This window comes from Empedobacter sp. UBA7611 (genome assembly GCF_002484365.1).
Taxonomy (GTDB): Bacteria; Bacteroidota; Bacteroidia; order Flavobacteriales; family Weeksellaceae; genus Empedobacter; species Empedobacter falsenii_B.
Genome location: NZ_DLJR01000074.1, coordinates 1 through 5,630 on the forward strand (window position 1 = coordinate 1; position 5,630 = coordinate 5,630).

At 28.7% G+C, this 5,630-nt stretch carries 6 protein-coding genes and 1 pseudogene; 1 reads left to right on the top strand and 6 read right to left on the bottom strand.

Annotation, left to right across the window (positions count from 1 at the left end):
* Positions 1–331: 331 nt before the first annotated feature.
* From B3R94_RS12790 to B3R94_RS12800, 3 genes are read right to left on the bottom strand one after another with little or no spacing between them, the layout of a single operon-like run.
* Entirely contained in the window at positions 332–1,279 is a 948-nt protein-coding gene (locus B3R94_RS12790) for a HipA domain-containing protein (RefSeq protein ID WP_280035698.1), read from the bottom strand.
* The gene (locus B3R94_RS12795) at positions 1,276–1,602 is read right to left on the bottom strand and encodes a HipA N-terminal domain-containing protein (RefSeq protein WP_114999432.1); all 327 of its coding nucleotides are present in this window, start codon (positions 1,600–1,602) and stop codon (positions 1,276–1,278) included. Before B3R94_RS12795 ends, B3R94_RS12790 begins: the two co-directional genes overlap by 4 nt.
* Positions 1,599–1,805 (bottom strand): helix-turn-helix transcriptional regulator, encoded by a 207-nt coding sequence (locus B3R94_RS12800; protein ID WP_291101288.1) that lies wholly within the window; start codon positions 1,803–1,805, stop codon positions 1,599–1,601. The genes B3R94_RS12795 and B3R94_RS12800 overlap by 4 nt, the downstream gene beginning before the upstream one ends.
* Positions 1,806–3,482: 1,677 nt before the next feature.
* On the opposite strand from B3R94_RS12800, the pseudogene B3R94_RS12805 reads away from it, so the two are divergent.
* A pseudogene (locus tag B3R94_RS12805) lies at positions 3,483–3,614 on the top strand (IS3 family transposase); the annotation flags it as partial.
* Between the two features lie 186 nt (positions 3,615–3,800).
* On the opposite strand, the gene B3R94_RS12810 reads toward B3R94_RS12805, so the two are convergent.
* The 3 genes from B3R94_RS12810 to B3R94_RS12820 form a co-directional block, all read right to left on the bottom strand.
* Complete coding sequence (locus B3R94_RS12810; protein WP_114999436.1) at positions 3,801–5,063, bottom strand: type II toxin-antitoxin system HipA family toxin; 1,263 nt, start codon at positions 5,061–5,063, stop codon at positions 3,801–3,803.
* A gap of 2 nt (positions 5,064–5,065) precedes the next feature.
* Positions 5,066–5,332 (bottom strand): helix-turn-helix transcriptional regulator, encoded by a 267-nt coding sequence (locus B3R94_RS12815; protein ID WP_114999438.1) that lies wholly within the window; start codon positions 5,330–5,332, stop codon positions 5,066–5,068.
* A 115-nt stretch (positions 5,333–5,447) separates the two neighbouring features.
* A partial coding sequence (locus B3R94_RS12820) for an integrase core domain-containing protein (protein WP_291101291.1) occupies positions 5,448–5,630 on the bottom strand: 183 nt, incomplete at its 5' end.

The window sequence follows — 5,630 nt, forward strand, 5'->3', positions numbered from 1 at the left end:
TCATAGAAATCAGAATGACAAAATTTGTTGTTAAAAGTGACAACGAATTTGAATTAGAAAAAGGATTTTGAAAAACTATATTCATTCATTTTTTATTCATGAGTTATTAATTGTTTCAAATGAATATCTATAATTAAAATAGATTAAGCTATGAATAAAAAAGTGATAGAAAGATACTGCATTTAGAATGCTCAGGGAACGATTTCTTGGTGGCTGAGGTTCTCGAAGTCACATTTTACGATCTTTTCTTCTCGAGAGTTTGCTCTTTTCCCTTCGAGAGCCTAGGAACAGATTTTTCTTGGTGGCTGAGGTTCTTGAAGTCATACTTGCTCTAATTATTAGAACTAAACAATTTATTAAATCTAGTGTTCAATGTTTCAATATACGCTTGTTTAGTATCCTTATTTAAGAAACTAATCTCCACAAAATCGATCCATTTTAGTTTAATTTTGATGAATCTTTTGTAAATAGATTCTACTGATTTATTAGGTATTTTTAATGTTTTCGCTAACTGATTGAAATCTTCTATTTTTAATCTATTTTTTTTACCATTAATTGTTAATGCAGATTCTTCCTTATCATTGGGAATTAATAACAGCGTATTCAATAAATCGTAAGCTGGAGATAATTCGTATTCATTGAAATCATTTTCGATTAATGAATAGTTTTTAAGATGCATATCAGCATTTGCAGTCAAATAATTAAATAAAACAATTTCAAATAATTTTTGAGCTTCAAATCCACTATTTTTAGTTAGTTGATAGATTAATTTTCCGATTTTTTCTATTGAACCTCGATATTTATGTTCCGTTAAATTTTCAGTCAATTGACAAAAGTCTTCAACAGCAATTTTATCTTCATTTTTTCGATCAAATCGCTTTGTTAAATAAGCCAATTCACCTGAATTAAGCCGAATAAGTGTGTGTGTTGCTGTTTTTATTTTTACCAATTCCGCTAAATGCATGGTTAAGTCTTCATTTTCGGGTAAGTCGATATATTCTTTTGAAGCAGGTTTTAAAATATAATTTCCTTCAAGATCAACAATTGTAAATCTTGATTGTTTATTTATATCGCTTATAAGATTTAAAGATAATTTTGGCTGTACACCTGTAACTGCAACACTTTTTACAATCAACTCTTTTGCTAATTCTTCTAATTGTTTACTATCAAATTCAATTAGTGGAGGAGTAGTTGAACCAAATATTTTTTTAGAACATTTAGAATGAAAATCAGTTTCATTTTCTGCTAATTCTTTGTAACAACTAAGGCATTTTATCATAATTCTTCATTATTTGAAATGATAGAAACAGCTCCAATACAATCTTTGCAAAGGGTTAATAATAAACCAAAACGATCTTTAGAATTTAATTTCCAATTTTTTACTGCAATATTCAAAAGCCAACCTTCTGGTATTAATCCATCAAAAAAAGGAAATAAAATTTTACTTTCATACGAATCTTGTTGTTTTGGAAGCATTAAACTAATTGGTTTCGATTCCAAATTATTCAAATATTCTTGATCGTATTTAAAAATATAACCATTTTCATTTTCAGAAATTGTTCCTGCAAATAGATTTTTATAATAGACTAAACCTTTTCTCATTGCTCAATTTTATTAATTACACCAACTTCAGAACCAAATAAAGCTAAAACTTGATTAACTTTATCTAATCTTACAGAAGGTTTTCCTTGTTCTAGTTCACGAATAAATCTTAAACCAACTCCAGCTCTCTCAGCTAATTCAGGTTGTGTAAGTTTTAATCTTTTTCTTTTTTGTTTGATAAATTCTGCAATTGATTGATTCATATTATACCCTTTGAGGTATAAATATAGTCATAATTTTTATTTTATACCCAAAAAGGTATAATATTTATTTAAACGTAAGTATTATACCTTTGAGGGTACGATTATTTCTTTGTGGCTGAGGTTCTCGAAGTCACACTTTTACGATATTTTCCTTTTTAGAACTCAGGGAACGATCTTTTGGTGGCTGAATTTTTTGAAGATAAAATTCTATTCTCGATACAATTTTTCTTCATTATTATTTCGAAAAATCACTCGAACTGACGAATTTTAATTAAGACGTATAACAAATGGATATAAACTAAATTTTAACCATACTGAAAACCTTTTCTTCTTGATAGTTTGATCTTTTCCCTTCGAGAGCCTAGGAACAGGTTTTTCTTGGTGGCTGAGGTTCACGAAGCCACATTTTTATGATCTATTCCCTTCGCATGTTTGATTTTTTCCTTCTAAAACCTCAGTGACCGTACTAAAAGCGAATTTGAATATTGGAAAAGAATGACGAAAACGGTATTAAAACACACACGTTAAGAAAATGTTTGAATGAAACTTAAAAAGGTATTAGTCCGTAGGGTTTTTAAAATCTTTAGAGAAATGAGAACATATTTAGTAGAGAGTTTTACAGCCAAGTCTTTTTTCGTTAGTTTTTTTGACTATTCCCCGAAGGGCATCTGAATACCTATAATTAAAATANNAAAAAATGAAAGTAATAGATTTCTCGATACCTCAAATTAACAACGAGTTGAGGTTCTGAACATAATTACGTGAATAAGAGAATAATTAGTAGTTCTTTATTTATTACTTTTTGCTTGATCAAAAAGTAATCAAAAAATCAAGACTGCGATTTNNTAAAAAGATTAAATGATTCGCTATCGCTCACTAATCTTTTTTACGCTTGTTTCAATGGATTGAAGCTCGTCTGCAAATCGTAAGTCGACTCTAAAATCCGTTGATAAAAGTGATAACGAATCTGAATTAGAAAAAAGGATTAGAAAAATCCGACGATTTAGAATCGAAATGCAATTTAACTCTAAATTATTGGAATAAAAAAGTTGGAGTGTCTGAGTGAAGCGAGTTGCCAACTTTATGGAGATAATTTAGTTAGTTGAATTACCTGAGCCATACCATGGCTCCTCCTCTTAATCTCAAATTTTTAATTTCAAATGTTTTTTTTGATGAACTTTCCCGAAGGGCATATGAATACCTATAATTAAAATAGATAAGCTATGAATAAAAAAGTGATAGAAAGATTATTCTCGTTTTTCAAAACTACCTTCATTCATTTTTACCTTGACGCAAAAACGAACCAAAAACGTCAAGTCTGTGCCTACAAATCGGTCAATAACGGCTACTCACTAAATGCTTTAAATCATTCACATATAAAATGTGAACAGTAAATCATTTTTAACGTTCGTTACGCCGAATTGACACTCGACTCTTCAGCAATGATGGTTTTTAATTCCTTATTAAAAGTAAATTTAAAACTTGAATATTGAAAAAGAAATTAAAAATCCGACGATTTAGTATCGAAATGACGAATTTTAGTTAAATTGTTCAGAATTACGAGCAAAGGATCTAAAGTGTGTTCGAAAGAAAAAATAATAAATTTATAAACCAAACACTCTCTTAATTTTTAGAAAGAGGTGTCCAAATCATTTTGACAACGTACAGATTTTCATAAAACAAATGGAAAGCGAAATATTTCAATACATTGATATTTGGTACAACAGAAAAAGAAGACACAGCTCATTGAATTACAAAACAATTGAAGAATTTAATAACTTAAATAATGTTTACAAAAATGTAGCTTAAATTTTACTGTACTTTTTATTTGCATAACCAGCTATCAAAATTTGCTTACATAAAACTGCAAATCTTCTATTAATATAAAAATCTTCAATAGCAAAAACCCTTATCAATATAAATTAACTGAGTCTTTCTTTGAAGATATTCAAAATCCTCTTGAACGAATTGTATTTAGTATCACGCTATTTTTAATTAAAACATTAAAAACTCAGATTCAATTTTATCAATCACTTTTTCAGTAATATTTTGTTTTTGACATAGGATTCTGAATTGATTAGTCGATTGTACGACTTCATCAATAATTCCGTTAGCATCTTTAATCGTGAATAAATCAGCTATTTTCAGTAAATCAGTTCGATTAATTTCAGTTCGTTTTCCATTAATAGACATCGCTCTTGAAATTCGAAGATAGTTTTTTAAAGCATCTAACGGATAGGTTAAATCATAGGCAGGAGCTAAATTCCAACGGTCTTTTTCTGTATCATAAATGAATGAGAAATTCTTTAAATGGTCATCAATATTAAAAAAAACAAGATTAAAAGCCATTCGTTTAAATAATTGCTGAATATTTTTGTGCGAAAGTTTCAAATCAAAGGCTAGTTTAAAAAGATTTTCATAAGACGAATTTTCAGGCTTTTTGAAATCCCACCCTGTCATTCCTGAAGCTGTCAAAATATGCTGTTTTTGTCCATTTTGACGATCAAATCGTAATGTTGCAAAATGTTTATCTTCAATTAATTTAGAAGGCATCATTTCAATTCCAATGGAAGTTGCAATTTGATAATAAATATATTCGATTTTTTCTTTTGAATAGCCTTGATCTTCGTCGATCGAAAGCTTGATTAAATAATGATTATATTCTTCAGAAGTTTCTAAATCACCAGGAATTAAATGTCCTGTAGATTTATTTTCCGAAACCAAAATTTTAGGTCGTGCACCGCCAGCTGAAGTTCCAATCTTGAAAATATTCAGTAAAGCAATATCACTTAATCCTTTTTCTTCGGTGGAAGTTTTTAAATCCAATACTTTTTTAACTACTTCTGTAATTTCATCGACATTAATTGTTTGATTGGATCTAATTTCTTTTGCAGGTGAAAATTCTATCGCTCCCATACCTCTTTTTCCTACGTAAGTAAGCTGTTCTAAAGGAGTGATTGAACTTATGTCTTTTTGAGTCGCTTCAAGCCATTCCTTAAAGACAATATTACCGAAAAAATCAGGTAAAGAATCAGCAATCATAGGTGGTAAACCACGAAATGTTTCTCCCTCAAATTCAGAAAACACTTGTACATTAGGTGTTCTACGAATGACGTAAGGAAATATTTTTTTATAGATGTTATTCTCCAAAAAATCAGGATTATATTGGAATGAAGATTTCCTTTGGTTTTCGTCATAACCAATTTTACCAATTTCAATTCCATGAAAATTGATTGAAATGATTTGATTCTTTGCCATAATTAATACATGGATTGATTATTATCTAAATTTTCAATTTTATCTGAAACGAATTGATTGATTGATTTCATTTCGTCAAAATACTGTAATACTTTCAAAAGAGTTTCGATTGTAGGATTCTCTCCATTTTCAAGTTTAGCAATTGTTAAACGAGAAAGCGCTAATTCATCAGCTAATTCTTGTTGTGTTAAGTGTTCTGCTTTTCGCATTTTCTTACACCATTCACCAATTGAATTTTTTACATCTTTTATTGTTGTGAAATCTAACATAAATGTATATTATAATAATCAAATGTACGAATTTTAGACAAAATATATAATAATGTATACATTTTGTTTGTATTAAACCTGTCGTACTTCATGACTTCGTAGGCTTTAAATATAATTATTTTAGTTTAGATTTTAGTATTTCATAAGGTGTTTTTCCTTTAAATGAACCATGTGGACTATCGAAATTATAAAATTTTTCCCATTGTTCTAATTTTTGATTTAGATCGACATCATCTGTGTAACTTAAAAGTTGATAAAACTCTTTTTTATCAGTCAAATGAGATCGTTCAACTTTCCC

Bases quoted from the DNA above. Each gene is read 5' to 3' on its own strand.
- B3R94_RS12790 (WP_280035698.1), bottom strand. From the start codon at position 1,279: ATGATAAAATGCCTTAGTTGTTACAAAGAATTAGCAGAAAATGAAACT.
- B3R94_RS12795 (WP_114999432.1), bottom strand. From the start codon at position 1,602: ATGAGAAAAGGTTTAGTCTATTATAAAAATCTATTTGCAGGAACAATT.
- B3R94_RS12800 (WP_291101288.1), bottom strand. From the start codon at position 1,805: ATGAATCAATCAATTGCAGAATTTATCAAACAAAAAAGAAAAAGATTA.
- B3R94_RS12810 (WP_114999436.1), bottom strand. From the start codon at position 5,063: ATGGCAAAGAATCAAATCATTTCAATCAATTTTCATGGAATTGAAATT.
- B3R94_RS12815 (WP_114999438.1), bottom strand. From the start codon at position 5,332: ATGTTAGATTTCACAACAATAAAAGATGTAAAAAATTCAATTGGTGAA.